The sequence below is a fragment of the Vibrio sp. YYF0003 genome (genome assembly GCF_036350715.1).
Classification (GTDB): domain Bacteria; phylum Pseudomonadota; class Gammaproteobacteria; order Enterobacterales; family Vibrionaceae; genus Vibrio; species Vibrio natriegens.
Genome location: NZ_JAZDWA010000005.1, coordinates 377,543 through 404,112, shown reverse-complemented (window position 1 = coordinate 404,112; position 26,570 = coordinate 377,543). Strand labels below are relative to the sequence as shown.

Annotated in this window: 22 protein-coding genes; 5 read left to right on the top strand and 17 right to left on the bottom strand. The window is 45.6% G+C overall.

The window, feature by feature from the left end; genetic code table 11:
- The first annotated feature begins 71 nt into the window (after window positions 1–71).
- A complete protein-coding gene (locus V1U08_RS16645) occupies window positions 72–1,649 on the top strand; it encodes an alkaline phosphatase (protein ID WP_330471036.1) in 1,578 nt (525 codons plus the stop codon).
- Between the two features lie 217 nt (window positions 1,650–1,866).
- Here the strand turns inward: V1U08_RS16645 and V1U08_RS16640 are convergent, their stop codons facing one another.
- Window positions 1,867–3,546: a mechanosensitive ion channel family protein gene (locus tag V1U08_RS16640; RefSeq protein ID WP_330471035.1), complete on the bottom strand. Its 1,680-nt coding sequence runs from the start codon at window positions 3,544–3,546 to the stop codon at window positions 1,867–1,869.
- Between the two features lie 210 nt (window positions 3,547–3,756).
- Complete coding sequence (locus V1U08_RS16635) at window positions 3,757–4,194, bottom strand: YcgN family cysteine cluster protein (protein ID WP_014232591.1); 438 nt, start codon at window positions 4,192–4,194, stop codon at window positions 3,757–3,759.
- Window positions 4,195–4,379: 185 nt separating this feature from the next.
- On the opposite strand from V1U08_RS16635, the gene V1U08_RS16630 reads away from it, so the two are divergent.
- From V1U08_RS16630 to aqpZ, 3 genes are all read left to right on the top strand, one after another.
- Complete coding sequence (locus tag V1U08_RS16630) at window positions 4,380–4,628, top strand: GlsB/YeaQ/YmgE family stress response membrane protein (RefSeq protein WP_014232592.1); 249 nt, start codon at window positions 4,380–4,382, stop codon at window positions 4,626–4,628.
- 124 nt (window positions 4,629–4,752) lie between these two features.
- Window positions 4,753–5,001, top strand: a complete 249-nt coding sequence (locus tag V1U08_RS16625; RefSeq protein ID WP_014232593.1) for a YkgJ family cysteine cluster protein — start codon at window positions 4,753–4,755, stop codon at window positions 4,999–5,001.
- Between the two features lie 179 nt (window positions 5,002–5,180).
- Entirely contained in the window at window positions 5,181–5,879 is a 699-nt protein-coding gene (gene aqpZ, locus V1U08_RS16620; protein ID WP_014232594.1) for an aquaporin Z, read from the top strand.
- A gap of 80 nt (window positions 5,880–5,959) precedes the next feature.
- On the opposite strand, the gene recR is transcribed toward aqpZ, so the two are convergent.
- The 7 genes from recR to V1U08_RS16585 form a co-directional block, all read right to left on the bottom strand.
- Entirely contained in the window at window positions 5,960–6,559 is a 600-nt protein-coding gene (gene recR, locus V1U08_RS16615) for a recombination mediator RecR (protein ID WP_014232595.1), read from the bottom strand.
- Between the two features lie 30 nt (window positions 6,560–6,589).
- Window positions 6,590–6,919 (bottom strand): YbaB/EbfC family nucleoid-associated protein, encoded by a 330-nt coding sequence (locus V1U08_RS16610; protein ID WP_014232596.1) that lies wholly within the window; start codon window positions 6,917–6,919, stop codon window positions 6,590–6,592.
- A 244-nt stretch (window positions 6,920–7,163) separates the two neighbouring features.
- Window positions 7,164–9,314: a DNA polymerase III subunit gamma/tau gene (gene dnaX / locus V1U08_RS16605; protein ID WP_330471034.1), complete on the bottom strand. Its 2,151-nt coding sequence runs from the start codon at window positions 9,312–9,314 to the stop codon at window positions 7,164–7,166.
- An 8-nt stretch (window positions 9,315–9,322) separates the two neighbouring features.
- Complete coding sequence (gene apt / locus V1U08_RS16600; RefSeq protein WP_014232598.1) at window positions 9,323–9,868, bottom strand: adenine phosphoribosyltransferase; 546 nt, start codon at window positions 9,866–9,868, stop codon at window positions 9,323–9,325.
- A gap of 162 nt (window positions 9,869–10,030) precedes the next feature.
- Window positions 10,031–10,435, bottom strand: a complete 405-nt coding sequence (locus V1U08_RS16595; protein ID WP_330471060.1) for a YbaN family protein — start codon at window positions 10,433–10,435, stop codon at window positions 10,031–10,033.
- 17 nt (window positions 10,436–10,452) lie between these two features.
- Window positions 10,453–10,581 (bottom strand): hypothetical protein, encoded by a 129-nt coding sequence (locus tag V1U08_RS16590; RefSeq protein WP_014232600.1) that lies wholly within the window; start codon window positions 10,579–10,581, stop codon window positions 10,453–10,455.
- A gap of 230 nt (window positions 10,582–10,811) precedes the next feature.
- Window positions 10,812–11,909, bottom strand: coding sequence for a response regulator (locus V1U08_RS16585; RefSeq protein WP_014232601.1), 1,098 nt, complete (start codon window positions 11,907–11,909; stop codon window positions 10,812–10,814).
- Between the two features lie 297 nt (window positions 11,910–12,206).
- On the opposite strand from V1U08_RS16585, the gene V1U08_RS16580 reads away from it, so the two are divergent.
- Window positions 12,207–13,082, top strand: a complete 876-nt coding sequence (locus V1U08_RS16580; protein ID WP_014232602.1) for a LysR family transcriptional regulator — start codon at window positions 12,207–12,209, stop codon at window positions 13,080–13,082.
- Window positions 13,083–13,198: 116 nt separating this feature from the next.
- On the opposite strand, the gene V1U08_RS16575 is transcribed toward V1U08_RS16580, so the two are convergent.
- The 8 genes from V1U08_RS16575 to V1U08_RS16540 all read right to left on the bottom strand — a co-directional run bounded on the left by V1U08_RS16575 (window position 13,199) and on the right by V1U08_RS16540 (window position 26,552).
- Window positions 13,199–16,102, bottom strand: a complete 2,904-nt coding sequence (locus V1U08_RS16575) for a polysaccharide lyase family 8 super-sandwich domain-containing protein (protein ID WP_330471033.1) — start codon at window positions 16,100–16,102, stop codon at window positions 13,199–13,201.
- A gap of 417 nt (window positions 16,103–16,519) precedes the next feature.
- A complete protein-coding gene (gene purF / locus V1U08_RS16570) occupies window positions 16,520–18,034 on the bottom strand; it encodes an amidophosphoribosyltransferase (protein WP_014232604.1) in 1,515 nt (504 codons plus the stop codon).
- Window positions 18,035–18,070: 36 nt separating this feature from the next.
- The gene (locus tag V1U08_RS16565; RefSeq protein ID WP_020334563.1) at window positions 18,071–18,562 is read right to left on the bottom strand and encodes a CvpA family protein; all 492 of its coding nucleotides are present in this window, start codon (window positions 18,560–18,562) and stop codon (window positions 18,071–18,073) included.
- 61 nt (window positions 18,563–18,623) lie between these two features.
- A complete protein-coding gene (locus tag V1U08_RS16560) occupies window positions 18,624–19,229 on the bottom strand; it encodes an SPOR domain-containing protein (RefSeq protein WP_330471032.1) in 606 nt (201 codons plus the stop codon).
- A gap of 14 nt (window positions 19,230–19,243) precedes the next feature.
- Window positions 19,244–20,506 (bottom strand): bifunctional tetrahydrofolate synthase/dihydrofolate synthase, encoded by a 1,263-nt coding sequence (gene folC / locus V1U08_RS16555; RefSeq protein WP_329350699.1) that lies wholly within the window; start codon window positions 20,504–20,506, stop codon window positions 19,244–19,246.
- Window positions 20,507–20,551: 45 nt separating this feature from the next.
- Entirely contained in the window at window positions 20,552–21,478 is a 927-nt protein-coding gene (gene accD, locus V1U08_RS16550) for an acetyl-CoA carboxylase, carboxyltransferase subunit beta (RefSeq protein WP_014232608.1), read from the bottom strand.
- A 195-nt stretch (window positions 21,479–21,673) separates the two neighbouring features.
- A complete protein-coding gene (truA, locus tag V1U08_RS16545; protein ID WP_014232609.1) occupies window positions 21,674–22,468 on the bottom strand; it encodes a tRNA pseudouridine(38-40) synthase TruA in 795 nt (264 codons plus the stop codon).
- Between the two features lie 124 nt (window positions 22,469–22,592).
- A complete protein-coding gene (locus tag V1U08_RS16540) occupies window positions 22,593–26,552 on the bottom strand; it encodes a FimV/HubP family polar landmark protein (RefSeq protein WP_330471031.1) in 3,960 nt (1,319 codons plus the stop codon).
- Window positions 26,553–26,570 lie beyond the last annotated feature (18 nt).

The following is a 26,570-nucleotide window of genomic DNA, read 5'->3' as shown; positions in this document are numbered from 1 at the left end:
TCGTGACTTACACAAAAGTGTCATGATTTATTGTTTTAATGCCTGCGCTTTTAATAGACAAGGAAAATACAATGAAGCGCTTAGCATACCCTGTAGTTACCGCTCTTGCTGCCTCAACACTCTCTTTCAATGCCCTTTCAGCAGAGATCAAAAACGTCATTTTGATGATTGGTGATGGCATGGGCCCTCAGCAAGTAGGCCTACTTGAAACCTACGCAAACCACGCCCCGCACTCAATTTATAAAGGCGAAACCACAGCCCTTTACAAATTGGCACAAGAAGGTGTGATTGGATCTTCTTTGACTAACCCTGAAGATGCTATCGTAGTCGACTCTGCTTGCTCTGCGACGATGCTAGCGACTGGGATGCCAACCGCTTCAGAAGTAATTGGTATTGATAGCCAGGGCAACCACGTTGAAACCATTTTGGAAAAAGCCAAAAGCAAAGGTAAAGCAACGGGCTTGGTTTCTGATACGCGCATGACGCACGCTACACCAGCAGCCTTTGCCGCTCATCAACCTCACCGTTCTTTAGAAAACGACATTGCTGTCGACATGCTAGAAACAGAAGTAGATGTTCTGCTTTCTGGTGGTCTTCGTCACTGGATTCCAAGTTCAGCGAATGACAAAGGCGACACTTACAAGCAGCTTGAGAAACTCACTCAAGGTAACGTTGCTCTTAAATCTAAACGTAAAGACGAGCGCAACTTGCTGACTGAAGCTCAACAAGAAGGCTATAGCCTGGTATTTAGCCGCGATATGCTGGCTGAAGCAAAAGGTGACAAATTACTTGGTCTTTTTGCTAACTCAGGTATGGCAGATGGCATCGCGTACAGCCAAAGTAAAAACGATCCAAAACGCACACAACCTTCTCTTAAAGAGATGACCGTAAAAGCATTGGATGTTCTATCCAAAGATGAAGACGGCTTTTTCCTAATGGTTGAAGGCGGACAAATCGACTGGGCTGGACACAGCAACGATGCGGGCACTATGCTTCACGAAATGATTAAGTTTGATGAAGCGGTGAACTCTGTTTACGAATGGGCGAAAGGACGCGATGACACACTTATCGTCGTGACGGCTGACCATGAAACTGGCTCTTTTGGCTTTAGCTATTCATCAGCGAATCTGCCAAAACCAGAGAAGCGCAGCGGCGAAGCGTTCAAAAACAGAGACTACGCGCCTAACTTTAACTTCGGTGATTTCTCTATCCTTGATGGCTTGTACAACCAAAAAACCAGTTACTACGGCATGTTGGATAAATTCGCAGCATTACCTGAAGCAGATAGAACAGCGGAAAACTTAGCTAAGATCATCAATGAGAATAGCGACTTCCCTATCACGGCAGATCAAGCTGCGCACATTATGCAAGATAAGCCAAACCCATATCATGTAGACGGTCATAGCTATCTGGCACAAGAGCAAGTACCTGCTATTCACGATTTTGATGCGTTCTTCCCATATAATGACCGCACAAACTTGATTGCGCGTGAGCATGCGACTGGCCAAAACACGGTATGGGGCACAGGTACCCACACGCATACTCCTGTAAATGTATTTGCTTGGGGACCTGCTGAGAAAATTCTCCCTGTATCTAAGATCATGCATCACTCTGAGCTGGGCGAATTCCTCAAGCAGCAAATCAAATAATCACTTTGCACTTACTTTACCACTTTGTGGCTTTTCAGACGCTCTCCCACGAGAGCGTTTTTTTATGGGTGAAAACTGAGGTCACGCAAAACTGTGCATCTGATTGTTTTGCAATACTTCGGCAATCACCTTCAACTCAATACTTGAACCTCTCCACCCGATAGAAACAAAAAAGCACTCAACAATGTGAGTGCTTTTCCAAATAGAGGACGAACAATTAAGCGTCTTTCTTCTCAACCATATGCAGATGTACATCCTGTTGAGGGAACGGAATAGAAATGCCTTCTCGGTCAAAGCGAAGCTTCACTTCCTTGGTCACATCCCAGTAAACGTCCCAGTAATCGTCTGTTTTCACCCAAGGACGAACAATAAAGTCCACCGACGAGGTATTAAGAGTATGCACTTTAATATTTGGCTCAGGTGTGCGTAGTACGGCTGGGTGAGAAGTGATGATATCCGTCAGTACCGATTCCGCTTTTAACAAGTCATCCGCGTAGCCAATACCAAAAACCATATCCACACGACGAATGCGCTCATGCGTCACGTTTTTAATCACATCACCCCAGATTTTGCTATTCGGTACAATAATGATCTGGTTGTCGAAGGTGCGAATTGTGGTATTGACCAAGCTCATATGACTGACTTTACCATCCACACCACCAGCATAAACGAAGTCGCCAACATCAAACGGACGATAAATCAGAAGCATCATACCTGCCGCGAAGTTAGACAAGGTGTCTTGCAATGCGAAACCAATGATTACACCGGCAATACCAAAACCCGTCAGGATAGGCGCAAGGTTTAGGCCAATCTGTGATAGACCGACCATAATACCAATCACCCATACGAACTTGCCGGACATCGAAATAAAGAAATCCTGCATCAAGTGGGAGAGTTTTAAGTTTTTAGATGCAACCGCTTTACTCATCACTTTGCGGGTTATTTTCGCTAATGCGCGAGCAATAACCAAAATTAATACGAAAATAAACAGTTGAAATAGGTGCTGTGGTGCATTTCCAGCTAACCAGTCCACTGCAGAGTTTGACCAGTGACTGACGATTGACCAGACAACTTTGCTGTTAAGTAAATCGTGAGTAATGCTGCCAGTGACTTCAAATATTTGGCGCTTGTACTCAGAAGTTTCGATGCCAATCTTGTCACCAATAGACATCAAGTTACGCAGGCTCTCAGTTGCAATCTCCAACCTGTGCTTAACGAGCATCTGGCTCAATTGCTGCGAGGCTTTTTCCGATTCAGGGCTAGAAGACAGCTGTCCGCCAATGATTTCGCTCTGCTGACTTAAGTACTGCACGGATGCAGAAAGCAAGCGAATACGCTTATCTACCGTTTCTTTAAATTTAGTTTCAGCACGCTTATTCTGTTCACCCAGTCGTTCTAACCAAACTAAGTTTTGCCAACTTGCCTCAAAAATCACGTCGAGATAGTGCTGAATTTCACGATAGTCATTAATGATCGACAGCTTTTCCTCATCCTTAGCCGCGTTCAGTTTCTCTGTCACTGACTTCGTTTTCGATGCCAGATAGGCTGTCGCATCGTTAGTGTATTTTTCTTGCGTTTTAACTAATTGAACCAGTTTTTTGTGCGGGATAGATTCTTTTTCAATCGCAGTCGCCAACTGAGCGCGTAGTTGTTGGTTTTTCTGAAAAAGCTGCAACTGGAGGGCATCACGCTCGTCACCATTTGTCTGAGCTAAGCTCTGCGTTAAGTCGATAATATCGATGTTCAGATTATCGATGGATGCTTCGGCCTCCGATACAACAGGCGCTTCTGTTTTCTCTGCCGCGTTTACAAAGAAAGGATTCATTATCGCGATGAAAAGAGAAAGTAACGCAACCCAAGGTGTCAGGCGATTTTTCTGCGGGAAACAAAACGTCATTTTTACCTCGTAAAAAACTGAAATCTCAAAATCGATCAGAGCTGGAACAGGCGAGAACATCACCTGTGTTTATTTTACATCACGTGAAGACAAGAACAGGTCAAAAGAAGGTATTAGATGTAAAAGTGAGGTAAGGCACACAGCAAAAGTGTGTCAAACCTCTTAGAACGGTAATTTTAAATTTGAGCGACACGCATATTGCTCAAGATATTACTCGTTAGGTAGTTCGATGATGTGATCTTCCCAGTCAACAACATCAATTTCATAAACAACACGATTACGCACACTTTCACCGGCTGCGTGCATCGCTGATTTAGACCCAGTAATCAGCGGGTGCCATTCAGGTAGCGGCTTATTTTGAGCCAAAAGACGATAAGCGCAAGTTAAAGGCAACCAGTTAAACTCCGGGATTTTTTCGCGCGTAAGTTTCAGGCACTCTTCTCCTGAAGAAAATCGATTAGGATAATCTTTACACGAGCATGTCTTGCTGTTTAACCAGCTACAAGCGACATTGGTGTAATACACCTCATCAGAATCTTCATCCATGAGCTTGTGAAGGCAGCACTTACCACAGCCATCACACAGAGACTCCCACTCCTCTTCGGTCATCTGTTCCAACGTTTTACTTTGCCAAAATGGAGTGCTCATACTTTCGGTCTCGCCAAGGGAATTAGGGGCGATTTATACCTTTCTCACCACAAAAGTTCAAGTATTCAGCAATTATCATCAAAGCGCATTTATTCGTTTACGGCGATCAGAGATTTTCTGTTGGCATGCTCTATCCTTAAACCAGTGTAAGTTGGTTTAAATATTGATAAGAGGGAGAGTCACTTATGGGCATCATATCTTGGATAATCTTAGGTTTGATCGCAGGAGCATTAGCAAAGTGGTTAATGCCTGGTAATGACGGTGGTGGTTGGATTGCCACAATGTTTTTGGGGATTGCTGGTGCGTTTGTTGGTGGCTTTTTAGGCAGCTTTCTGGGGCAAGGTGGCGCTACCGGTATCAACGTCGGCAGTATTATTACGGCGACTTTAGGGGCATTTGTGATCTTGTTTGTCTATAACCGTTTTCTTAAGTGACCATTCGACTAGTCTAGAAAAGTACAAGTATTGCAAAACTACTTGTACTTTTTTATGCAGTTGCCCTTCCAATCCACGTCAAAATGACCATAATTGCCACCTCAATTTTTAAGAGGTTTACATTATGGATTGTCGCTTAGGCTGTGGCGCGTGTTGTATCGCCCCAAGTATCTCTTCACCGATTCCCGGCATGCCAAACGGTAAGCCCGCTGGTGTTCGTTGCGTACAACTTAATGATGACAACCTTTGTAAGCTATTTGGTCAGCCTGAGCGACCAAAAGTCTGCCATGATTTCAAACCTTGTCCCGTTGTGTGCGGAAAGACCAACCAAGAAGCGCTGACGAATATTACTGAATTAGAGCAGTTAACGTAGGCCTTGCCCTATCTTTTCTCCCCACTTCACCGTTGCACTATCTTCGTTCTTTTGGTTTCATCTCTGAGACACTGTCGTACATACCATTCCTATTCTTTTCTTTTCGTGTTTTGCCTCACACTTAACTGACAATTCTCAACTATGTTCAGCAAGTTATAGAATAAGAAATAGGAAATTGCATGAATAAATATTTGGCTGAGGCTTTTGGTACGTTCTGGTTGGTACTAGGTGGTTGTGGTAGTGCGGTATTGGCCGCTGGATTTCCCGAAGTCGGCATCGGACTGTTAGGCGTGGCGCTGGCATTTGGTTTAACCGTTCTCACCATGGCATTTGCTATTGGCCATATTTCCGGCTGCCACTTGAACCCTGCCGTGACAATTGGCCTTTGGGCTGGTGGTCGTTTTGAGAACAAAGAGGTTTTACCTTACATCATCGCTCAGGTCATTGGCGGTATCATCGCGGGTGGAGCCCTATACGTGATTGCATCGGGTCAAATTGGCTTTGATATTGTCGCCTCAGGATTTGCAGCGAATGGTTACGGTGAGCACTCACCCGGCCAATACTCGATGTTAGCCGCTTTAGTGACAGAAATCGTCATGACCATGATGTTCTTGATTGTCATTATGGGCGCAACAGACAAACGAGCACCGGAAGGGTTTGGGCCAATTGCTATCGGCTTGTGCCTCACGCTTATTCATTTAATCAGTATTCCTGTGACAAACACTTCGGTGAACCCTGCACGGAGTACCGCTGTGGCTATTTATCTCGGTGACTGGGCCATCTCTCAATTATGGCTGTTCTGGATTGCGCCAATCATTGGGGGTGTTGTGGGTGCGATTATCTATAAAAACCTACTGGCTTCCGATTCAGACAATTAACCTTCCTATAAGCCATCAATAAGAAAACAATATCACTCGATAAACAGACAGAAAAAAGCCGCTGAATTCAGCGGCTTTTATTATAATTTGTGTCGACCTAACAGTGAGTGTGACAAGGTGGTGCCATCAACAAGTTCAAGTTCACCGCCAACAGGAACACCATGTGCAATTCGGCTTGCCTCGACTTGATGCTCTCTGCACAGCTCTGCGATGTAATGTGCCGTAGCTTCACCTTCTACCGTTGGATTGGTAGCCAGAATCACTTCAGTAATATCACCTCGGCGAAGACGATAATCGAGCACATCTAAGCCAATATCACTTGGACCGATACCATCAAGCGGAGATAAATGCCCCATCAAAACAAAGTATCGTCCGGAGTATTGTCCTGTCGCCTCTACGGCTGCGATGTCTGCCGGGCTTTCCACCACACAGATCTGACCGTTTTCCTGTCTTTTAGGATTGGTACAAATATGGCAGATGTCTTCTTCAGTAAAAGTACGGCACTCTGAGCAATGGCCAATTTCCGTCATTGCCTGACTAAGAGCATCGGCGAGCTGTAAGCCGCCTTTTCTATCTCGCTGTAACAAATGAAAGGCCATACGCTGTGCCGACTTGGGGCCAACCCCAGGTAGACAACGTAAGGCCTCCATCAATTGTTCCAGCATATGACTGGTACGCATTGAAAATCCGCTTAATTAGATTTCAGCAGATTAGAATGGCATTTTCATACCTGGTGGTAGTTGCATACCGCCAGTTACAGAAGCCATTTTCTCTTTTTGAGTTTCTTCAACGCGACGAGCCGCATCGTTGAATGCAGCCGCAATCAAATCTTCCAGCATTTCTTTGTCGTCTTCCATCAAACTTTCATCGATGTCAACACGACGTACATTGTGGCTACCAGTGATTGTAACTTTAACTAGACCAGCACCAGACTCGCCAGTTACTTCCATATTCGCGATTTCTTCTTGAAGCTTTTGCATGCGATCTTGCATTTGCTGGGCTTGCTTCATAAGGTTGCCCATACCGCCTTTACCAAACATGTTTATCTCTCTGGTTTGTGATACCAATCGTAGTAAATAACTGGTCATTCTAGCTTGTTAAAATACTCGATAACATCGTTGCAACTTTTCATTGTAGAATAACTACTTATCGAAAAATTGCGCCTTGTCCTCAAGTATTTTTCCTGCGCTATTTCTGCTCATTTATTTACTGTGATTGCTATGAGGTGTTGCATCAATTAATGGGGTTATGACTTAACATTTTCAACCCCACTCCGTTCGATTATTAGATAGGGCGCACGCTATCTTTCACAAGCTCTGCAGCAAATCGACGTTCAATAAAATGAACGTTTGGATCGTTTTCCAGGCTATTCAGCGCTTGTTGTAACTTTTCTTGATAGAGTCGATCTCGCAATTCTAACGGTGTCTCACCAGCATCACTAATTTCCACTGTTAAATGGCAATCTTCACCCAAAAGCGTATTTAGAGCTTTGAGCAATTCACCTTGTGCTCTATCTGTATTTAAGTGTGCCTGAGCACTTCTCAGCTGCAAAGAAACGGTGGAACCTTCTTTACTATAATGTGAGTTTAGCGCAAGTTGCTCCACCAGCTTAGGCATGTTCATCAGACTAATGAGTTTTGCCCACTCATTTTGCTCTAGAGACTCATCGACCAGCTTCTGCGCCATTTCAGGCGTTTTTTCATGCTCAAGCGCTTGCTTGAGCTGCGTAGGTGTCAGTTTCGTATTGACTTTCGTCTCAGCAGGTTTGCTTGGACGCCAGCGATACGCTTCTTCAACGACTTGCTCTTCCGCTTGAGGCATTGAGCTTGGCGACACCTGCGCGGAACTGCCGTGTCTTTGCGCGACACGATCAAGAACCGACTCTGGTTTAGCAGATGTCGCTTTAGGCTTTTTTGGACCACCACTTTGCTGCGGGGCACTTTGTTGTAAACCCTGACGCTGAGAGCGAAGTTGATGACGTAAACCACTTAAGCCGCCACGAGACGGTGCTGCTGGCACACGCTCTGACGCTTGTTGAGGCTGAGCCTGAGGCGCAGGGTTCTCACTCATTGGTGGCGCCATATCATATTGAGCAGGTGGCACTTCGTACTCAGCCGGTTGATACTCTGGCTGGTATTGAGGCGCTTCCTGCATTGGAGCCTGATTATTGACTACAGGCTGGCTTACTGGCTGACTAACTGGTTGCGGTGACGACACTTGCGTCGGGCGCGACTGCGGGGGTTGAACCGACGCTTGTTGATTTGGCGTAGCATTACCCTGGCTCGATCGAGCTGCCGGCGCTGTTTGTTGCGTTGGAGCCGCAGTAGAAATAGTGTTAGCAACGTTATTTGCCGACGGACGAAATGCCATCATGCGCAATACGATCATTTCCATGCCAACACGGCCGTTTGGTGACAATGAGAGGTCTTCACGACCTTTTATCGCTACCTGATAATAAAGCTGCACATCTTGTGGACTGAGCGCTTTACTTAACAATTCTATTTTTTCTGCATCTGGCTGAGCTTGATCTAAAGTAGCTGGCAAAGCTTGATACATTGCAATGCGATGTAATTGGGAAGCCAACTGTTGCAACAAGCCGTCCCACTCAACGCCATTGGACGCCAGTTGTTGGATTTTCTCTATGGCTTGCTGAGGCTGCTTGCTGCTGATCGACTCAAGTAAGTGAATCGCCTGATCGGTGTCGATCGTGCCAAGCATATGGCTAACGGTATCCACTTGTACCACACCATTGCCTAAGGCTATCGCTTGATCAGTCAGACTCAGTGCATCACGCATACTGCCATCAGCCGCATGGGAAATCATACCCAAAGCTTTAGACTCTGCTGAGACCTGCTCTTGCTCAAGGATATAATCAAGCTGTTGGTGAATTTCATCAACACTGATTGGCTTCAGATGGAACTGCAGACAACGAGACAAAATCGTCACAGGCAGCTTTTGCGGATCGGTTGTCGCCAATAAGAACTTAACGTATTCCGGTGGCTCTTCCAGTGTTTTCAACAGTGCATTGAAAGAGTGACGCGACAACATGTGTACTTCATCGATGAGGTACACCTTAAAGCGTCCGCGAGCAGGCTTGTATTGAACGTTGTCTAACAGTTCACGAGTGTCTTCAACTTTAGTACGTGAGGCCGCATCGATTTCTAGCAGGTCAACAAATCGACCCTCATCGATTTCGCGGCAAGTATCACATTGACCACAAGGGGTTGCGGTAATACCGGTTTCACAGTTCAGCCCTTTGGCGAACAAACGGCCGATACTCGTCTTACCAACACCACGAGTACCACTAAACAAGTACGCATGATGGAGGCGATTTTGCGCTAACGCATTCTCCAATGCCGTCAGGACATGTTTCTGTCCCACGACTTGGTCAAACTTATTAGGACGCCATTTTCGCGCTAAAGCTAAATAACTCATTGAATGTATTAATGTCCTTCGAAATCGCAGATGCTGTACACATTTAGACCTAACGCTTCTAAACGCTTATCACCACCGATTTCAGGTAGATTGATAACGAATGCAGCATGCTCAACTTCCCCACCTAATTGGCGAATCAGTTTCGTTGTTGCTTCGATAGTACCGCCAGTTGCTAGCAAATCGTCGACAACAAGTACTTTGTCACCTTCTACGATCGCGTCAGTATGGATTTCTAATGTATCCATGCCGTACTCTAACTCATATGACTGAGCAATCGTTGGACGTGGAAGTTTTCCTGGCTTACGTACTGGAACAAAACCCACACCTAGCTCAAGCGCTAGTGGCGCACCAAATAGGAAGCCGCGCGCTTCTGTACCCACAACTTTTGTAAATCCCATCGCTTTGTAACGTTCAACCAATAGGCCAATTGTCGCCTGATACGCTTTCGCGTCTTCTAGCAGACTGGTCACGTCACGGAAAAGGATGCCTGGTTTTGGGTAATCTTGGATGCTTTTGATGCTAGATTTGATCAGTGAAATTGTTTCTGTAGTCATAATACCGATTTACTTAGATTGGCTCATCACCCTCTCGCTATCTCAGTATCACGAGGGCAACGAACAATAGGTTTTCATCACTATGTGCTTATATTCTTAAACTCACAGGTGCTGAAAATACAAACGCCCACTCGAAGAGCGGGCACACTATTCCCTACAATATTAGTGATTTTCTTCTCGGTCAGCAACCGGCTCAATCACAGGTAGCCGCATAAACCAGCTAAGTAAAACGATTGCCATTCCTAAAATTGCAATTTTCACCCAAACGACAGGGACAACAACAATTGAAATCGTAAAGCTGATCACAATAAAAATCGCGCCACGTTGTTTTACTTTAGGCTCGACGGCTTTATTTTGATTCCAGTTATACAAAATAGGGCCAAACGTATTGTGATTATGTAACCAATGATGGAATGCTGGGCTGCCTCGCATAAAACACGCACTGGCGAGCAAGATAAATGGAGTAGTTGGTAGTAGAGGAAGGACAATTCCGGCTATGCCGAGCAAAATGCAGAGTCCACCAACGATATTGAATAAGTAACGCTTAATACGAATGGTGAACTCCAGAAACGATAGCTAGTTTGTTAGCCCGCGTAGCCGTTGAATACACGCAGCCAGGTTAACGTTGCAGGTAATGTTGGGATCATAAGTACTGCAATGAAACCTAAAAAGTACAAAATATTATAAGGCTCTTTAAACTCTTTGTCTGCCATGATGTTTCTTCTCACTATTTGACTTTGCTTCTCCCATGCCGCAACGTTAATCGCACGTTACACAAATGGGTCATTATTGTTTAGGTGCTGACTATACCTTATACAGGCGGTGATAAACACAAACAAAAAGTAAGGTTATTAATCTATCAATACGTTTGAATGGCTCGAAAACGATATAAAAAAAGCAGCATTATTGCTGCTTTTCGTTTATCAGATTCGTATCTAGTGAATTATTCGTGGCGAGTGATATTTAGGCTAAAACTTGAAGAGCCCAGACATCCGATAGACAACTGCCCAGCGGTATTTAACGGTAAGTCCCTGGTGATGAAGTTTTTCAAGCTGCCACCACCCAAGCTATTTCCTGCTGCGATATGCTGGTTAGAATCACCATTTGACCACTGGCTATCTAAACCTGCAGGCAAAATCGAGACCGTAGAAGACGCCAAATCTGCAACACCAAACACAGCATTAATTGGCCCTGCACATTCCGAGCATTCAATACCCTTCTCAATGATTCCCACCATGTCTTTAAGATCGGCACTAAAGTTCTTTAAGTTGCGTAGGTAATCATCAAATAATGCGCGTATGAGTAAAGTGGTCCCTACTCCGCTGTTACTTTGGGAAGCAGAGTCCACCAAGTAGAAAGCAAACTGTCCATTCATCAGCCAACGATAATCGAACACCAACGGCATTACGTCTGTCGATTGAAGTAGCCGGTATGAACAACGCCAGTCTCCTTGAGAAGCATCCTTATCCGGTAATAATGCATGAAGCAAATCTCTTGCCGCATTCGGGTTTTCTTGCAAGTACTCTAAATGCCAGTGAAGCTCTTGTTCATCTGGTATTTCTCCACCATCATCAACCCTGAACCATTGACTTGAAAAGTCACGTTGTTCAGAAAAATGACAGTCACAATCCTCAAGCGTATTATCGATGGCTTGTGTTAAATGTTTATAGTTACCTATCGGTTTGGGAAGAAAGTCTTTAATACCAAAACGCAACGCCTTTGCAACATCTGACATTTCATCCGTGCCAGACACCACTATAAGCGGCAACGATGGATATTCCAGGCTGACTTCTTCGACGAACTCTATACCATCCAACAACGGCATAGATAAATCACATAAGACAAGATCGGGTTGGCATTCCCTAAGTTGTTGAAGTGCGTCTAAGCCATTTTCAGCTTCTACTACCTCAAAACCCTGACTTTCTAAATAGGCATTAGTTACATTGCGAAAAATGGCATCATCATCCACTAACATAATGAGTTTATGATGAACCGCTTCCTGCGCCGAGACCATTGCCGTATGACTGTGAGCCTTAAACATACCTTTACACCTCACATAGGTCAGTCAAAAACAAGTTTTTATTAAGTCTTTATTATTGTTGTACTTTTATCGATGAACCCCCCGCCATTTAAAGGCTTAGGTGGTCTCACCTCGTTATAAAACGTAGTCTGAAAAAGGCGTTTATACAAATATTCATTGGAATAGCATAGCTATATCAATGTTTGCTCGTAGCGGCCTGGTGTGGTCAAATAGTGCAACATGTTGACTTAAAGCAATCTTTCATAGCAAAGTTAATTATAAATTAGCGTCAATTAGTAACTTAATGTGTCTGGAAATATGAAATTAGATGATTTAAACCTATTTCGATTGGTTGTCGAAAATGGGAGCTATACAGCAACTTCGCGAAAAACTATGATTCCGGTTGCGACCATCACCCGACGCATTCAAGCGCTAGAAGACTCTGTTAATCTTCGACTACTGAACCGTCATGCTCGTAAGCTTTCTCTTACCGAAGCTGGTGAACGCTTTTACAAAGAATGTTCACCACTACTGCAAAGCCTAACTTCTACCGCCGAGGAAATTACAGACGACTGTCGTGGCGCATCCGGGCGAATCAAAATATCGGCTCCGTACAATCTAACAAAACGTATGATGATGCCGATGTTCAATGGCTTTATGAAGCAGTACCCCGATATAAACATTGAGCTAACAACAGAGAATAATGCGGATAAACTCGATCCAACAGAATGGGATGTCATCTTCCGTGTTGGTCCACAGCGTGACTCCAGCCTGATTGCTCGCAAAGTGGGCGAAGTAAAAGACATTTTGGTTGCGAGCCCTGACTACCTTGCGGCCAACCCAGCACCAGAACATGCTGAGGAGCTTTCTAATCACTCTCTGCTTAAAGGCTACCCTTTAATCAAGTGGACACTGAAAAACAGTAAAGGAGAGTCGGTCGTAAACACCGATCGTGCACGCTTTCAGGCTAATGCACTGAATGTGGTTCGCAGCACCTGCTCTGAAGGCCTGGGCATCACTTTGATGCCGAATGTTATGGTCAAAGAATACATCGAGCGTGGTGACTTAATTCGTATTTTGCCAGACTGGAGTGCTAACCCTCGCGATATCTATATGCTTTATAACCATAAAGATCATTTGCCAGAAAAAGTACGCCTCTTCATCGACTACGTGATTGCTTATAACATTCACTAAGTCATCCAGTACCTATAGTTCCAGTTCCAGTTAGGTTCTTCATTAATAGAAAACGGCGACCCGATGTGGTCGCCGTTGAATATTAAAAATCAGATTAATTCAGGACTCACTCACCGTTAGAGTGCACGTTTGATGTCCAATTCAGGAATCTGATCGGTTTCATCAGAGCCGAACGCGACAAAACCAAGACCTGAGTTTTCCAACAGCAAGCTTATAGCGCCGTCAGAACGAGCATTGTTAACCAACTCTGTTACATCCAGCTCAACCCACTGCTTCTTCTGCTCACTGCTGACTGTCAATGCCGCATTGCTAGACTTGCTGGCTGGTAATGTATTCCAGGTAATACCAGTTTCACTCCAGTCATTGTCTGCCAGTACGGATACATTAACCGTCTGGGACGAATCCCCGCCAATATTACGCACATGCAGCTTCAGTGTTGCTTTCTCTACTGCCGCATCGCGCAACTGGCTCAGGTCAAACTTCAACACCGACTTCACCGTTTTAGTCGCGCCTGCTTCAGCTGCTTCTTTATCAGCAATCTGACCTACCCACAGATCCCAGCGCGATACAACGTCGAAGTTTTCATCAGCATATTTGCCACCTTGTAGCTCTGTATCCGCTACTGCCAGCAGTGTCAGTTCCGGCTGACTCGCCGCTTCCAGTTCAGCCTGCTTCTGTGCTTCCTGTGCGGCCTCTCGTTCACTGTTATCTGGTCCTTCGTTCCAGTTAAAGGTCACGCTCTTACCCAGCTCAGCTGCACCACCCGGCGTTAGTACTCGGTGAGTCACGTTGCCATGAGTAGCCGACTGTAACACCAGCTCTAGGTCAGCATATTCTGCTCCAGGAGTAGACACACTGACTGTTGGCTGCTTACCGCTTTCATCAAGCAAAATAACACTCGGCAGGTTAACTGTAATCATTACGTCACCGCCAAGCTTAATGCTGCCCGCTTCATGGAACACAATGCCTGTCACGTTCAGATCGCCGTGATGTACTGCCTGAACTTGCTTGTTGTTCTGCAATACTTCTACCGGCAATACCTTCGCGTATTCTGCGGTTTGCTCAGCACTCTTACCCGGGGCAATCACATACTGGTACTTAGCCTCGTTAGGCTGTGAGCCATGCGTCATAGACAGAGTAAATACGTCCTTGCTGACCTCGTCCGCACTGCTGGTTCGACGGATCGATTTCCACGTCCCCGTTTGGGTCTGATTAGATACAGTACCCTTCCAACTGTCTGGGAATACATAACCCACGTTGTCATGGTGTACCCACTTAGCGTCCGTTACCAAGCGGCTGCCCTTCTGAACTACCTGACCATCAACGGTCACATCCCCATTAAGCAGTACCTGGTTAACCGAAGTATTAACCGGTTCATAGTGGGTAGAGTTGATACCCGCACCCAGCGCGACAACTTCATCTGCAAAGCTGAACCACGCTTTCTTAGCCTGAGTTCGACCTTTGCCATCACCGAATTCATAGAAATCCGGCTTAGTTGAGTGGGCAGTTTGTGAATGGCGAATAGTGATATCCATATCCATCACAGAAACACCGTAGCGTTCGTTGGTGACGCCACCAACAAACGATACATCCTGCTGCATGATACGTCCCCAATCCGCACCCTGAGCGACATATTCAGGTGCTGTTACGCCCGGAACCAGCTTCCAGTCCCATACAGGGAAGATGTTATGGTATTCGTTACCACGCTGTAGCAGGAAGGTGCTGCCGAAACTAAGCCAGAAGCCTTTCAGGTTTTCGCCATTACCCGCTTCGGCTGGCTCCACTCGTTGAGAGTTCATACCAATACTGAACATATGGCCGTCAGCAGCTTTCACCGAATAATCACTACGCCAGAAGTGCTTAAAACCGTTCAGGCCCGAGCCTTCACCACCAAACTCATGGCGTTTAAAAGCCTCAGCCTCTTCAGCTCGTTCCGGAGCCCACCCTGCAACGATATCTATCGCGGTGTTTTCTGGTAATGCGTCCGTGTTATTAGGTGTAAATTCAGTGTTCTTAGTGCGGCTGATCCCGCGACTCATGGTGTTGTAGTCCCATTGCCCATGGCGTTTTGACCAGCGTTGTCCATCCAGCATATAAGCAACCAGAACATCGATTCTATCTTGGCCAAATGCCCAAGGCAGGCCTTCCACAAAGTTGGCCCATTTAGCTGCAGAATCAAACCACACCGGTCCATAGCCAGAGGTATATAATTGAGGACCGTGCTGATGGAATGAATAATCGGACTGAACACCTGCTCCGGTACTAACCCCAATAGTAGCTTCGATGTCAGCAATCGCTTTACCGACCATCTCTGCATCATCAGCCAGTATACCGTGATTCAATACCGCCAATGCGATATCGGTACGGTTAGCCGCTTTTGGAATTGGGCTATTCGGGTTGTTTGGCGAGTAATTCGGAATGCTCGGCAGATAAGCAGCAACTCTCTTACTTAATGCTTCACTCAGCGCATCTTTGGCCATTACAGCACTGGAACCGATTCGTTTCGGAATCCCGATATCATGCCACCACCAGTTCCAGCTTTGTGGATCCGCATCTAACCAATAGATCAGAGCGTTGCTGATCGCAGTACCCAACTCAGGATCAGGGTTTTCATTGTATGTCGCTGCCAGAATAACTAAGCGTTCAAGGTGATCTTTTGGCGACCAACCTGGTTTTTCTACCTGCTTGTAATTGACATCATGCCAGTAACCTTCAGGATTCCAGTACTTCTCCTTCACCTTAGTGCCATCTTCCTGCTCCACTTCTCTCTCGAGCTGAAGATATTCTGCTGCCAACGCTTCCAGAGTGGTTCCCTTTTTCGTTGCTGTGGATTTTGCACTAGCAACGAAATCAGGGATTACGCGGTTTTTCAGGGTTTCAAAGTCTTCGGCTGTTGCCTGGACTCCATCCTGAACCACCTCTTGTGGTTTTTGGTTATTGCTAGGCGCAGAGGTATCGTCTAAGCAGCCAGTCACCGCCATCAATGACATAGCCAGTAGCGAATATTTAAATGTTCTCACGTTCATTCCTTTCTAGTTTATAAACAACGTTTCACGCTGCATCGCTTATTGCGGCACTAATAATAGAAAACACAACAATATAATTGGAACGCCGTTTCACTATTGTTGCGACGGAAATCAAAAACAAAACGACAATATCGAAATTATGTTTTAATTTTAAAAAATACGCTTTGTAACATGTGAAAAGTCGTGATTTACTGTTTAAAAATATGAGTTGATATAAACAGGATTTTTCTATGCCAATAACAGCAGCGGTATTATTGGCTAATGGTTGGAAAGAGGTGAAACGGTGGTGTTTCTTGAATTTTTGAGGCTTTGAGAAATGAAAAAGCACCGAACGTATTCACGTTCAGTGCTTAATATATTGGCTATCTTCATTTAGGATCAACCGGGGTTATCCCGGATGATCAATGTGCGTTACGCGCCTTCGTTATGAAGCTCTAGGTTCGCTAAATCTTGCTGAATCTCACGTTGAGTTTTTGCATCATCGTTACGCAAGCCATCTAGGAAGTCTAGGTACTGCTGATCAATGTCACCCGTCACATACTCACCGTTAAATACCGATGTATCAAACTGGGTAATGTCTTGGTTACCAAGGCCAACAGCTTGAACTAAATCCTCAAGCTTTTGGTAGATCAACGCATCTGCGCCAATATGCTTACAGATAGTCTCGTTGTCACGACCATGAGCGATTAGCTCGGTAGCACTTGGCATGTCGATACCGTAAACGTTCGGGAAACGAACTTCTGGAGCAGCTGAGACCATGTATACTCGCTTCGCACCAGAGTCACGAGCCATCTCAATGATCTGCTCTGACGTAGTACCACGAACGATAGAGTCATCAACCAAAAGTACATTCTTGTCTTTAAATTCAGAACGAATCGCATTCAGTTTACGGCGTACAGACTTCTTACGCTGTTGTTGACCCGGCATGATGAACGTACGGCCTACATAGCGGTTTTTCACAAAGCCTTGACGGTATGGTTTGTCGATAGCTTGTGCAATTTGCAGAGCAATATCACACGAGGTTTCTGGAATTGGGATAACAACGTCGATATCAAGATCAGCGTAGTCTTCACTGATACGTTCACCTAGCTTTTTACCCATTTCAACGCGAGCGCTGTAAACAGAAATTTTATCAATGAATGAGTCAGGACGAGCAAAGTAAACAAACTCAAAGATACATGGGTTTAGCTTTGGATTATCTGCACATTGTTTAGTGTATAGCTCACCATCGAAAGTTGCGTAAACCGCTTCACCTGGTGCCACGTCTCGAACAAAGTCAAAACCTACTGCATCAAGAGCAACAGACTCAGATGCCACCATGTATTCAGTACGACCCTTTTCTTCGCGTTTACCCAAACAAAGAGGACGAATGCCATTCGGGTCACGGAACGCAATCATACCGTGGCCAATGATCATTGCAGTTACTGCGTATGCGCCGCGAATTGTACGATGGACGTTAGTCACCGCACGGAAGACGTCTTCTGTCGTTACATTGCCTTTCACAGAATCGATTTCGTGAGCAAGCACGTTCAGCAACACTTCTGAATCTGACGTCGTGTTGATGTGGCGACGGTCTTTTTCAAACAGCTTTTGGCGAACTTCGTGAGCGTTGGTTAAGTTACCATTGTGGGCAAGTGTAATACCGAAAGGAGAGTTTACGTAGAAAGGCTGAGCTTCTGAAGCACTTGAACTACCAGCAGTTGGGTAGCGTACATGACCGATACCAACTTCACCTTGCAAGCGTTGCATATGTTTTGCTTCGAACACATCCTTGACTAAACCGTTCGCCTTACGCAGACGAAAACGATTGCTTTCTATGGTACAAATACCCGCTGCATCTTGGCCACGATGCTGTAACACCGTTAACGCGTCATAAATAGACTGGTTTACAGGGGTTGTGCCCACGATTCCAACAATACCACACATGTCCTAATCCTCGATTTGCGACAGTAGCTGGCACTACTAGATAGTGCCAGAAAGAAAACTTGACGTTGCTTGTAAATGCTCAAAGAAGGGAGCGATCACACGTTTGAACTCAGGGACTAACTGTGACGCTTTCCACCAATCCGAGCTTGGGAATGCGGTAAACGCATCCATAAAAAACAGTACCGCAGAAACAATTAAAACTCCGCGTAAACCACCAAAGACCATACCAAGAAGTCGGTCAGTACCTGATAGCCCTGTTTTTTGTACTAGTTGGCCAATGACATAATTCACCACTGCACCAACGATTAGTGTTGCGACAAATAATGCCGCTATCGCAGCTCCGTTTCGGAACATGTCGTCTTCGATATTGGAGAAATATACCGCCAATTTGGTGTAGTAGTTACTGGAGATAAAAAACGCTCCAAACCAAATCACCAAAGACAACGCTTCTTTAGCAAAACCACGAACTAAACTGATCAAAGCTGAAAACCCGATCACCCCTAAAATGACAAAATCTAACCAATTCATATTTTCTTCATCTTAAGTTGGCGCGCATTTTAACAGAAAAAATGCTGACGCAAACGTTTTCTTATGGATTTAACGGCTTAAATTTAAGCAATTGACCTTTTGAGCCAGTAATTTTTTGTAATTCTTGAACTTGTCGTTCAAGTTTACTTTTTGACACATCTGGGCCAACAATGACACGCGTAAATTCATTTTCTTGTTTGGTGTGAGCCTGATAACCACGCTTTTGCAAATCGGCAACTAATGCGACCGCATTGTCATGATTCTTCAGCGCCATCAACTGAATAATCCATGCAGAATCTTCATATTGATTTTTCTCAACAACCGGACGAGCAGCGACTTCAACTTGCTCTGGTTGTTTAGTCTCTTCTTGCTGAGCTACCGGTTCAGGTTCAGGTTCAGGTTGCGGTTTTGAAACGGCAACCTGAGGCTCTTCTGACTCCTGCACCACTGCCTCTACTGGAGAGTCAGGCAATGCAATATCATCTTCGACAGGCTCGAGTATTTCGAAGTTTTCCACATCACTATCAAGCTCAGGTTTGATAGGAATGCTGGCAAATTCTTCTTTGTAGTGAAGTTTTTTACCATCTAGTACATCTGGGAGCACAATCACTCCCACTGCCACCAGAATGATAGTGCCGACTAAACGACTCTGAAATTTACTTGCCATCAAATTACCTTTGGTTATTTATTACTTGCTTGCCAATGCTCCAACACCTCACCCACGGTATGGAAAGAACCAACCACCAAAATAACATCGTCTTGTTGTGCGCTTGTTTTCGCACTTTCAAACGCTTCTACGGGTGTCTGGAACTGAACTTGCCCCTGAGGTAAGTATTGACACAACTCTTCTGCAGTCGCAGCACGAGGGCCTGTAAGCGATGCTGGGTACCATTGAGTGGCAATAGGTGCCAGTGCTTCAACGGTGGCTTTTATGTCCTTATCGTGCAGCATAGCAATCACAACATGAATGTGCTTACCCGCATACTGATGCTTCACCTTTTCCACTAAATATTCAGCAGAGTGTGGATTGTGAGCAACATCAAGTACGATTTCTGGCTCGCTCTGTAACACCTGCATTCGACCTGCGAGTCGAGCATTATTCAAGCCATTGACGAGGTTTATGTCAGTGATTTGCAATTCTGACGCACCAAGCGCCATAAGTGCTGTCGCCGCGTTTGGCAACGGCAGTGACGGGACAGGTAAGTCTTCAAGATCGAACGCACCACTTGTCCAACTCCAACCTTTGTCGGTCAGTTTATAGTCAAACTGGATGCCAACCTGGAAAAACTCTGCACCGATATCGTCCGCGTGTGCGGCCACAGTTGCAGGAGGTAAAGGCTGACCACAGATGGCAGGCTTACCTGAGCGGTAGATGCCCGCTTTTTCAAATCCGATCACATTGATGTCATCACCAAGCCAATCCACATGGTCAACAGCTAAGCTGGTAATGACAGAGACATCGTGATCAACGACGTTGGTGGCATCCAAACGGCCGCCTAAACCCACTTCGAGCAGGACAACATCTACTTTTTCTGTCTGAAAGATTCGTAATGCGGCAAGGGTTCCAAATTCAAACAAACTTAACGTGATATCACCACGCTGCTTTTCTACAAAGTCGAACGCTTGGCAATGTTTCGCGTCTTCTACGTCTACGCCATTAATGCGTACACGCTCGTTATAACGAATCAGGTGGGGTGAACTGTAAACACCTACTGAATAGCCGGCGTCTAATAAAATCGCTTCCATTAACGCACACGTTGAGCCTTTACCATTGGTACCGGCAACAGTGATAACCGTCGGAGCTGGTTTTGTGAGGTTGGCTTTACTTGCTACCGCTTGAACACGGTCTAAGCCAAGGTCGATTGCTGAGGAATGAATATTTGCTAAATAATCAAGCCACATCTCTAGAGAGGATGTGGCTTGAGGAATTGAGTTTTGGGTCATCTAACTTTAACCATTAATTTCTTTGGCTTTATGTTAGCTGTTACTTTACCCTTTTTCGTCCACTTCTGGTACAGAATATGGCTCTTCATTTGGAGATTCGTTAACCGAAACCACCAAAGGAGACTTGTGGTTAGTCATCTTAGCGATAAGACCACCCACACGCTGACGCATTTCACGACGATCAACGATCATATCGATAGCACCGTGGTCAAGCAGGAACTCGCTGCGCTGGAAGCCTTCTGGAAGATCTTCACGTACCGTCTGCTCAATTACGCGACGACCCGCGAAACCAATCAACGCTTTAGGCTCACCAATGTTGATGTCACCTAACATTGCCAAACTTGCTGATACGCCACCCATTGTTGGGTCAGTCAGGATTGAGAAGAACGGCAGACCTTTTTCAGACAGACGTTCAAGTGCTGCACTGGTTTTTGCCATTTGCATTAGAGACATCAATGCCTCTTGCATACGTGCGCCACCACTTGCAGAGAAACAAACAAGTGCACAGTTGTTCTCGATTGCAGCTTCTACCGCTTTAACAAAGCGAGCGCCAACGACAGAACCCATTGAGCCACCCATGAAAGAGAACTCAAACGCACAAGCTACCAGTGGCATGCCTAGTAGTTCACCCTGCATTACAACCAATGCGTCTTTCTCACCGCTGCTCTTTTGAGCCGCTGAAATACGCTCTTTGTAGCGCTTAGAGTCTTTAAACTTCAGCTTGTCTTGAGGCTCAAGATCAGAACCCAGTTCAACACGGTTACCTTCGTCCAGGAATGTTTCCAAACGACGACGCGCTTTCATACGCATGTGATGGTTACACTTAGGACATACTTCTAGGTTACGCTCTAGTTCAGCATGGTACAGAACCTGCTCACAAGAGGTACATTTCGTCCACACACCTTCTGGGATAGAAGCTTTACGTGAACTTACAAGATTGCTTTTTTCTAAAATCTTTTCAAGCCAACTCATGGAAGACCTTTTCTCTCAACTCTTCCGCTTCATTGCGAAAGATAGTAATTCGAAATAACACCGACGGATTAAACCATATCTTGCCGCTACTGTAGATAAAAAACTGGTTGTACCTATTTTTGTTATCATAAATAGCGCATAGTTTCCGTACACATTCAGTGTAAGCTACCGATATTTTGAAGCAAGTTTGTAAATTTAGTTCAAATTATCTGGTAAAAATAACGGGCCGATCGGTACGCGTGGTAAATCAAACTCTTGCGGATAATCTACATCGACCAAATATAGGCCTTCTGCTTTTGCTGTCGCTCCGGCAAGTTTGCGGTCTTTTGCCTCTAACAGCCACTTAATCCATTCAGGATTTTCTTCGCCACGTCCAACTTTTATCAGGCTGCCTGTAATATTGCGCACCATATGATGAACAAAGGCGTTCGCTTTAATATCAATGACAACATAATCACCATGACGAGTCACGTTCAGGTGCATCATGTTGCGACATGGACTCAGAGACTGACAGTGAGCTGCTCGAAATGATGAAAAGTCATTTTCTCCCAACAAATACTGACCTGCTTGATGCATTTTTTTCTCATCCAGATCACCATGATAGTGACTGACACCCGAACTTAAGATCCCCGGACGTAAAGCGTGATTGAAAATGATGTAGCGGTAACGGCGCGCTGTTGCTGAGAATCGAGCATGGAAATCGTCTGATACTTCCTTTGCCCAGCGAACAGCGATATCACCTGGCATGTTCGCATTTGCGCCCATCGTCCAAGCCACCATTTTTCGATCTACGTTGGTATCAAAGTGAACAACTTGTCCGGTGCCGTGTACACCAGCATCAGTACGACCTGCACATTGCACTTCTACAGGGTGGTTTGCAACGATAGACAATGCTTTTTCCAGCTCTTCTTGGACGCTTTTTACGTCTCTCTGGCGTTGCCAACCAAAGTAGTTTGTACCGTTATACTCGATACCTAATGCGATTCTCATCTTAACCTTCGAACTCTAAAATGGGGCGGGAAGTATATACCCAACTCACCTCTAGTTGCCAGTTTCAGCGAGAATGACTTGGCTTGCAGAGACAAAAAGGGCGGCTTACGCCACCCCTATTGATTTATCGACCATTGATGGAGTCGATGAGGTTTTTCGCTTCACGGCGAACGTCATCTTCACCGAATACAATGGCTTCTTCCAGAAGTTTAATCGCCCCTTTCGGATCGTTCATTTCTAGGTATATCTTAGCTAAATCCAGCTTACCTGCGCCTTCTGCATCGGAATCGACGTCCACATCAGTGATATCGCCGATCACATCAGGAAACTCATTTAAGCCAACATCCAGCTTCAAGTCTTGTTCTTCAAACTCTCCACTCTCGTTATCAACCTGTGCCATCAATTCATCAATAGTCATGAATTGACTTTTCTTAGGATCAAAATCGTCCAGGGTCGTTTGCTGTTCCCAGTTTTCTTCAGCAATTTCTGGTTCGCTCAGAGCCTCTTCTGAGTTCCAGATGTCTCGCTGATCTTCAGGTACATCCTCGGCTTCCGACGCGCGATTATCATTCGGTGTTTTAAAACCTTCCCAATCGTCACCGATATCAAACATGGTCTCGAAGTCCATGCCGGCGCTGTCTATCGTGTCGCGATCTAACTGGCCTTCAAAAGCTTCAGATTCGCCTTTTTCAGATAACAGACTTTCCATATCAGACTCAGCTAAACCAGCAATATTTGGTTCTTGAGTGGTTTGAGTCGGTTCTGGCTCTGCATCTAGGCCATTCTGCTGCTGAGCAAACAGTTCGAACAGTGCATCATGATCGTTGTCTGCTTTCAGCGTAATTTTAGGGCTGACGGGTGCTTCTGAATCTGGTGCCGTCCTATCAGACATAGACGCAAGCGCGTCATCTTCTGTGAATTCTGGCAGTTCTAGTTCATCAATTTCAAACTCGTCGTCCGCTTCTGAAACGGCTTCAGGTCGTTCACTTTCCGATTCGGCTAACTCTGGCTCATCCGCCATGGAGGCCAAAGCATCTTCTTCGCTGAATTCTGGCAGATCTAACTCATCAAATTCAAACTCATCGTCCGCTTCTGAAACGGCTTCAGGTCGTTCACTTTCCGATTCGGCTAACTCTGGCTCATCCGCCATGGAGGCCAAGGCGTCTTCTTCGCTGAACTCTGGCAGTTCTAGCTCATCAAAATCAAACTCATCGTCCGCTTCTGAAATGGCTTCAGGTCCTTCACTTTCTGATTCGGCTAACTCAGGCTCACCCGCCATGGAGGCCAAGGCATCTTCTTCGCTGAACTCTGGCAGTTCTAGTTCATCAATTTCAAACTCATCATCCGCTTCTGAACTAGCTACAGGTCGTTCACTTTCCGAATCGGCTAACTCAGGCTCATCCGCCATGGAGGCTAAAGCATCTTCTTCGCTGAACTCTGGCTGCTCTAACTCATCAAAAGCAAATTCGTCTTCGTCACTCTCTTCGGACGTTGTAGCAGTAGGCTCTAGTTCCTGTTTTGTTTCGGACTCTGGTTCAGATTCATCCAGTAACCAGTCCTCTTCGAGCGGCATGCCAAATTCATTTTCAACGGCATTCGGCGTTGGTGTAAATTCAGGCTCAGATTCCTTTTCTTTTGTATTTAGAGATTCTTCTTGCTCATCAGACAACGAATCCAGCTCAGGAGACTCCTCTTTGTTGTCTTGATCTTCAGAACTTGCGTCATCGTGACTTGATTCAAAAAGCTCATCCAACTCACGCATCAAAGGATCGTATTCGAGTGAGATATCCTCAATATCTTCCAAGAATTCATCACTAACAGCCGTTTCACTCGCTTGCTTTTCAGGTTCTTGGTTCTCAGGCTGTTGCAATAGCTCAGGCTGATGCTCATTAAGAAGCGCATCAATATCTAAGTCCGACTCAAGCTCTAGATTATCCTCCGCAGAATGAACTGGCTCTATTTGACTCGCTTGGGCTTCTTCTAATGGGAAATCCTGCGTTCTTTCTGATTGAGGAGCACTCTGCTCTCGCTGGTTAAGCTCGCTTTCTGGCGTATCATCCTCACGAATAAGATCATCAAACGGATCGAGTTCACTAGAGACATCATCTTCTAACGAATGATTAATGTCATCATCAAGCAACTCATCAAGCAAATCGACACTGTCTGCATCCAGCTCTTCGAATTCCTCACTGCCAAAGCCTGACAATGATTCTAGTTCGTCAAGTGGATCAAATTCGTCGTCGGACTCATCGCCATCAAATTCGATAAGTTCATCCAATAAGTCCGTGCTGTTCTCATCGATATTGTCATTACTATCGGATAAGTCGAAAAGGCTGTCATCCAACTCTGAAGCACTGAGCTCTTCGGTTTTCGTCATGCCCTCTTGTTCATTGGAATCAAGCGAAGGCTCCACTCCACTAGCAGGCGTTTGCACTTCAGACTGCTCATACTGAGCCAGAAGGTTGTCAATTTCATCATCTGATGCTTCACCGGCAGTAAACGAATGCTCTGAAACGGTTGATGAATCTTCATCCAAGTCACCAGTAGTATCATCAAGTTCAGCTAACAATTCGTCCAACGTCGCTTGGTCTATTTGCGCACTAACTTCTTCGTCTTCCGGTGTGTCGTCGGCTAATAGTTCTGCGAAGAGGTCTTCTTTTTCAAACTCTTCACTCTCACCTTCCGACAGGTCAAAGTCTGGTTCATCAAGGACTTCGAGTTCCGGCGAGGCCTCGTCTAACGCTCGCTCCATTTCTTCAAGGCCAAGCGCTTTCTCTTCACCATTGACTTTGATTCCGTTCGTTGAGGATTCAAACTCGTCAAAGCCGACATCAAGGTCACCATCGTCACCGATACCAGCGAAAGGATCTTCGCCATCATCACCTTCTAGATTGAAATCAAGCTCTTCATCCTCAAGACCAGCAAAAACATCATCCTCTAACTCAGGAGTGCTCGACTGTTCAGATAAAATATCGTTCTCTTCATCGGCGAAGAGATCGTCATCCAGATTCAATTCTTCTTCGAGCTCATCCGCTGCAGCCAAACCAATTGGGGCCGCTAGTGGATCAACCGCTGGAGATTGCTGCTGCGAAGCTGGAGCTGGCTCTTCTTCTTTGCTGCGACGACCGAGTAGCATGACGACTAAGAACGCAAGTAACGCGCCTGGAATAAGCGCCGCCAGTCCCACAAGCCAGCCATTAGATAAGAATTTGTCTAATGCGGTTGGCTGCATGCGCTGCTGCTCATCAGCACGCTGGCGCTCTTCTGCCAACAGTTTTTCAACTTCTGAGCGGATACGCTCTTCATCGTTAAGTTCATTTTTCAGTGTCTGAACTTCACTCTGCACTTCTGACAGCATCAGGCGTAAACGATGATTTTTTTCTTCCAGAGAACTGAGCTCGCTCTGTGAACCTTGCAGTTTCGCTTTTAGCTCAGTGACTTGCTGCTCACCTTTTGCAGACGTATTGACTGGCGGAACAGCAGCAATTGGTTCATTGGCCTTAACCGGTTCAGCGTTAACAGGCGTAACCGACTCTGGTTGAGGAGACACTGGTTGAGGGGAAACGGGTTCTTGCTTGACTTGCGGTGCTGTTGGCTGTGGCTCTGCGCGCTTAACCACTTTTGGCTTAGTGACAGGCTTAGTCTGTTTGAGTTTCGCCTCATGCGCCTTCATGATTGCGACGGCTTGCTCTGTGCTCGCACTTTGCACTTGCTCCAAGGAAGGAAGACGCAGTCTGCTTCCCGGGATCAGTTCGTGGATATTTTGATTTTCGAACGCTTGAGGGTTGATTCGATAGATAGCAAGCAACGTTTGTTGAACTGTCACGCTGCGAGATGGCCGCACTTGAGACGCGATCGACCATAACGTCTGATTTTCACCCGTAGGCCCGATAAAACGAGAAGGCTGAGAATTTGCAGGAGGAGCGGGTAATGCTCGTTCAATCTCTTCAGCATAGCTAGGAGACGATTGCACTTCACCTGAAGGTCCAACAAGACGAATTCCTTCGGCTTGAACCACTGACGATGTCTGAGTCGCGCTTATTAACACTAAGGTTGTTAACAAACGCTTATAAATTTGGCGCATAGAAGGCTCAGTTTTGTG

Excerpts from the sequence above, each read along its gene's own strand:
- V1U08_RS16540 (WP_330471031.1), bottom strand. The coding sequence starts at position 26,552 with ATGCGCCAAATTTATAAGCGTTTGTTAACAACCTTAGTGTTAATAAGC.
- folC (WP_329350699.1), bottom strand. The coding sequence starts at position 20,506 with ATGACCCAAAACTCAATTCCTCAAGCCACATCCTCTCTAGAGATGTGG.
- V1U08_RS16640 (WP_330471035.1), bottom strand. The coding sequence starts at position 3,546 with ATGACGTTTTGTTTCCCGCAGAAAAATCGCCTGACACCTTGGGTTGCG.
- V1U08_RS16635 (WP_014232591.1), bottom strand. The coding sequence starts at position 4,194 with ATGAGCACTCCATTTTGGCAAAGTAAAACGTTGGAACAGATGACCGAA.
- apt (WP_014232598.1), bottom strand. The coding sequence starts at position 9,868 with ATGACTACAGAAACAATTTCACTGATCAAATCTAGCATCAAAAGCATC.
- V1U08_RS16580 (WP_014232602.1), top strand. The coding sequence starts at position 12,207 with ATGAAATTAGATGATTTAAACCTATTTCGATTGGTTGTCGAAAATGGG.
- aqpZ (WP_014232594.1), top strand. The coding sequence starts at position 5,181 with ATGAATAAATATTTGGCTGAGGCTTTTGGTACGTTCTGGTTGGTACTA.
- truA (WP_014232609.1), bottom strand. The coding sequence starts at position 22,468 with ATGAGAATCGCATTAGGTATCGAGTATAACGGTACAAACTACTTTGGT.
- recR (WP_014232595.1), bottom strand. The coding sequence starts at position 6,559 with ATGCGTACCAGTCATATGCTGGAACAATTGATGGAGGCCTTACGTTGT.
- V1U08_RS16610 (WP_014232596.1), bottom strand. The coding sequence starts at position 6,919 with ATGTTTGGTAAAGGCGGTATGGGCAACCTTATGAAGCAAGCCCAGCAA.
- dnaX (WP_330471034.1), bottom strand. The coding sequence starts at position 9,314 with ATGAGTTATTTAGCTTTAGCGCGAAAATGGCGTCCTAATAAGTTTGAC.
- V1U08_RS16565 (WP_020334563.1), bottom strand. The coding sequence starts at position 18,562 with ATGAATTGGTTAGATTTTGTCATTTTAGGGGTGATCGGGTTTTCAGCT.
- V1U08_RS16630 (WP_014232592.1), top strand. The coding sequence starts at position 4,380 with ATGGGCATCATATCTTGGATAATCTTAGGTTTGATCGCAGGAGCATTA.
- accD (WP_014232608.1), bottom strand. The coding sequence starts at position 21,478 with ATGAGTTGGCTTGAAAAGATTTTAGAAAAAAGCAATCTTGTAAGTTCA.
- V1U08_RS16560 (WP_330471032.1), bottom strand. The coding sequence starts at position 19,229 with ATGGCAAGTAAATTTCAGAGTCGTTTAGTCGGCACTATCATTCTGGTG.
- V1U08_RS16590 (WP_014232600.1), bottom strand. The coding sequence starts at position 10,581 with ATGGCAGACAAAGAGTTTAAAGAGCCTTATAATATTTTGTACTTTTTA.
- V1U08_RS16645 (WP_330471036.1), top strand. The coding sequence starts at position 72 with ATGAAGCGCTTAGCATACCCTGTAGTTACCGCTCTTGCTGCCTCAACA.
- V1U08_RS16585 (WP_014232601.1), bottom strand. The coding sequence starts at position 11,909 with ATGTTTAAGGCTCACAGTCATACGGCAATGGTCTCGGCGCAGGAAGCG.
- purF (WP_014232604.1), bottom strand. The coding sequence starts at position 18,034 with ATGTGTGGTATTGTTGGAATCGTGGGCACAACCCCTGTAAACCAGTCT.
- V1U08_RS16625 (WP_014232593.1), top strand. The coding sequence starts at position 4,753 with ATGGATTGTCGCTTAGGCTGTGGCGCGTGTTGTATCGCCCCAAGTATC.